We start from the raw sequence: 3548 nt of genomic DNA on the forward strand, positions 1-3548 counted from the left end.
CGAGCTCGACCGCCTGCTGCCCTGGACCTGGAAGGCCGAGCGCGCCGCCAAGGCCGCCTGATCCCTTCTTCGGCACCGTACACTTCGGCCATCATCCTCACGCCACACTCAGCGCGCCGCAACGTGGGGCGCCGATGACGCTTACCGTATTTTGCTCAGGCGGAGCTCGACCGCCCGTTCAAGCGATGATCGCCTTCATCGACGACCATCGCGCCGTCCACGGGGTCGAGCCGATCTGCCGGGTTCTGCCGATCGCCCCGTCGACCTACCATGTCCATGCTGCTCGTCGTGCCGATCCGTCCAAGGCGCCGGCCCGCTCGCGAAGCGACGCGGAGCTGAGTGTGGCTATCCGACGGGTCTGGGATGAGAACTTCCAGGTTTACGGGGTACGGAAGATCTGGCGGCAGCTTCAGCGGGAAGGCCTTGAGGTGGCGCGCTGCACGGTGGCCCGGCTGATGCGGCACATGGGCCTGAAGGGGGCGACACGGGGCAAGGCGGTGCGGACGACGATCAGCGACAAGCCGGCGCCGTGTCCCCTTGACCGGGTGAAGCGCCAGTTCCAGGCGCCGCGCCCGAATGCCTTGTGGGTGGCGGATTTCACGTATGTCGCGACGTGGCAAAGCTTCGTCTACGTGGCCTTCGTCATCGACACCTTCGCCCGCCGCATCGTGGGCTGGCGGGTGTCGCGCACAGCCCGCGCCGGCTTCGTCCTGGATGCCCTGGAGCAGGCGCTTCACGACCGCCGGCCGGCCAAGGGCAGCGGTCTCATTCACCACAGCGACCGCGGATCGCAATACGTTGCCATCAAGTACACCGAGCGTCTCACCGAGGCCGGCGTCGAGCCGTCGGTCGGCAGCGTCGGCGATTCCTACGACAACGCCTTGGCCGAGACGATCAACGGCCTCTACAAGACCGAGGTGATCCGACGCCGAGGACCGTGGCGCACCCTGGAAGCCGTCGAGTTCGCCACCCTGGAATGGGTCGACTGGTTCAACCACAGGCACCTTCTCGAACCCATCGGCAATATTCCTCCCGCCGAGGCCGAGGCGCGATATTATGCTCAAACCGAGAGCGTCGCAATCGCGGCGTGACTCAAGCCAAATGGCCTCCGGAAAAACCGGCGCGGTTCAGTTTCGGGAAGAAGGGTGCGCTCGTAGCGCTTACGGTCAAGCGCACAATGAACGGTCGTGGTGGCTTCGATTTGCTGCGCCATCGTGTCCTCAAAGCCGCCTGAATGGCCCCGCTCGAGTTGGTTCTCTGCACCGGGAATGCGGATGGACCAGTATTCACCCGGCACTGATACCGCCTCCAGAAACTTCTGACTCTGGTTGTGTCGCAGGGGATTGAGGCTGCGGCTTTGGTGTGATTCGCTGTCGGCTCTATTCAGCGGGGGAGCGGGGATGCCAGCGATAGCGATCCGACAGGACATCTCGGTCTGCGAGTTGCGTCGGCAGGCCCGATTGGAGGAGGACGGGCGGGTGGCGGCGCGTCTTCTGGCGATCGCCGCCGTGCTGGACGGTCACAGCCGGGCCCACGCCGCGCGCTTGGGCGGCATGGACCGCCAGACCTTGCGCGATTGGGTGCATCGCTTCAACGCCGAGGGCGTGGCCGGCCTGCGCGACCGTTCGCGTAGCGGCCGGCCCCGCCTGCTGGCCGACGAACTGCGCCCGGAGCTGGCGACGCTGATCGCCGCAGGTCCCGACCTGGAGCGCGACGGCGTGGTCGAGTATCGGCTGGCCCACATCCAAGACTTGGCCAAGCGCCACTTCGGTGCCGACTACAGCCGCGGCGGCATGCACAACGTGCTCCAGCAGATGGGGCTGTCCTGGCAGACCCCGCGCCCGATCCACCCCAAGACCGATCCCGCAGCCCAAGAGGCATTTAAAAAAACTAGGTCGGCAAAGCTTGCTGGCAGGCTCGGCCTTCGAGGTCTGCGAGGTAGGTCACCTGATCGCGCCGAAAGCGCGTCCGGCACACACGGGCTTGGCGCCGGATTTCCAGAGCCTTTCGGATTTTGATCCATCGCGCGTGATCGACTTGGAGATCGCGGGCGGTGAAGGGGGCGATGCGGGTTGCCGTCGCGGCCACGATGCGCACGGAGCCGCGCAGCACCAGGGACGGCGAGGCGACCTTTCGCCCGGTGGCCCGGCGCTCATGGTGGCGATGGCTGCCGAACAGCTGTTCGAGGTCGTTGTCGGTGCGCGGCAGGTCGGGCACGGCATAGCAGTGGAAGAGACCGGGCCGATAGCTGGCGGTGACCTTCACGAAGTGATCGACGGCGGTGCGCAGGGTGCCCGCGCGGTCACGCCGCGTGCTCCACGCGGCGATCAAGCGGTCGTAGCGCGCCTGCACCACAGCGGCGGGATGGTCGGCGCCGTTGGCCAGGATGTGGGCCGCCGCGTGCAGCCAACGGTGGGTTTCGCGGACGTCCGGCCACAGGGCCGCGGTGCGCTCCAGGCCGCGCCGCAGCAGGTCGCGCAGCCGTCGCAACGGCCGGCTCAGCCCCCCTTTTTCTCGACCCGGTCGAGACTGTCGGCAATCGCTTCCAACCGGCCCTTCAGCGTCAGGCCCGGAGCGGCCAGAGGCGGGCGGCCGTCGTCGGTGAGCGCCGAACGCACGGCGGCACAATAGCCGGCGACCACCGGCGCACCAGCATCATCCTGCCCTTCGCTTTGGCGCTCGATCGGCCGCACGCCGCGCACGGTTTTCTTGAGTTCCTTCTTGGCGTGGCGGTCGGCCTCGAAGAGCGGGCGTGCCGCCTCGCGCAGGTAATGGAACTGGCACAACTGATGCGGCACGCCGGGCAGCACCTCGGCGACCGCCTGCCGGATCGAATGCTGGCCGTCACTCACCACCCCGGCCACCGGCACCTCCAGCGCCGCGGTCACTTCCCGCAGCAGCCCGGCGAGATCGGCTTGGGTTCCCGAGAGCAGTGGGCGCGCCAGCAAGACCCGGCCCGACAAACAATCGCGGATCACCCACAGCACCTCGTGCCCGACGTCCGGCTGCAAACCATCCAGCGCCAGGATGACGCGCCCCTGTGCGGCCACCGCCGCCCGGTTCGGCGCGTCCAGCGCGGTGGCGACCAGTTCATCGTAGCGGTCGAGCAGGTTGGTGACGCTGCGTTCGCTGATCATCAACCCGCGTTCGCACAGGGCGGCGTGGATTTCCGGCACGCTGCGATGCGCGCGATGACGCAAAGCCCCGATCAGGGCGATGACGTCAAGTCCAAACTCGTGATGCGGCAGCGCCACCGCTCCTTCCGCCTCCGGACGATAGGGCCGGTGGCGGCGGGCGCACGCCGCATTCTCGCAACGCTGGATCTTGAGCCGAAGCCGCTCAAGACCGCTCAGCGTCAGCACAGACCGCCGGTTCTCATAGCGGATGCGCATCCGCCCCGTACGCATCCGGTGAGTGACGCGGATACGGATCGAAGCGGTCAGCGGCCCGTTCGGTGGATTTGGATGAGTTCCTTGAGGTTCTCGACGCCATCCTCGGTCAGGGCATAGAACCACTGCTCGCCTGGGCCGAACACGGTCAGGCAACCG

1 protein-coding gene, 2 pseudogenes and 1 other annotated feature are annotated in these 3548 nt (G+C 67.4%); of the genes and pseudogenes, 2 read left to right on the top strand and 1 reads right to left on the bottom strand.

The annotated features are described in order from the left end of the window. Nucleotides 1–143: 143 nt before the first annotated feature. Nucleotides 144–260: a sequence feature (AL1L pseudoknot), on the top strand. Together AAG816_RS27565 and AAG816_RS27570 are read left to right on the top strand one after the other, a co-directional pair. Then, nucleotides 150–1091: pseudogene (locus AAG816_RS27565) on the top strand (IS3 family transposase); the annotation flags it as partial. It overlaps the preceding feature by 111 nt. A 309-nt stretch (nt 1092–1400) precedes the next feature. Beyond that, nucleotides 1401–1889, top strand: a pseudogene (locus AAG816_RS27570) (IS630-like element ISAli2 family transposase); the annotation flags it as partial. Nucleotide 1890: 1 nt separating this feature from the next. On the opposite strand, the gene AAG816_RS27575 reads toward AAG816_RS27570, so the two are convergent. Then, a protein-coding gene (locus AAG816_RS27575) for an ISNCY family transposase (RefSeq protein WP_341992912.1) occupies nt 1891–3392 on the bottom strand; the annotation gives its coding sequence in 2 pieces (ribosomal slippage) (nt 1891–2501 and nt 2501–3392; 1503 coding nt in all). Nucleotides 3393–3548 lie beyond the last annotated feature (156 nt).

Origin of the sequence: Azorhizobium sp. AG788, assembly GCF_943371865.1 — a bacterium.
GTDB lineage: Bacteria > Pseudomonadota > Alphaproteobacteria > Rhizobiales > Xanthobacteraceae > Azorhizobium.